General features: G+C 62.3%; 1 pseudogene. It reads left to right on the plus strand.

The features are described from left to right. Positions 1-316: pseudogene (locus UK12_RS39180) on the plus strand (hypothetical protein); the annotation flags it as partial.

A 316-nucleotide genomic window follows, 5' to 3' on the forward strand; every position in this document is an offset into this window, starting at 1 on the left:
TGGTCGACGACAAACTGAACGCCCGTTCGACCAGCCCGACCTCCAGCATCACCCAGCAGCCGCTCGATGTTAAGGCGCAGTTCGCTGGTCAGCGCTTCGGTGAGATGGGTGTGTGAGCCCTGGAGGCGTACGGCCGTACGTACGCACTGCAGCAGCTGCGCACCATCAAGTCGGACGGCGCCCTCGGCGTCGTCAAGGTCTACGAGGAGATCGTCAAGGGCGAGAACATCCCCGAGCCCGGCATTCCCGAGTCCTTCAAGGTCCTCATCAAGGAAATGCAGGCGCTCTGCCTCAATGTGGAGGTGCTGTCCTCGGA

It is taken from the genome of Saccharothrix sp. ST-888, from assembly GCF_000955975.1.
Taxonomy (GTDB): Bacteria; Actinomycetota; Actinomycetes; order Streptomycetales; family Streptomycetaceae; genus Kitasatospora.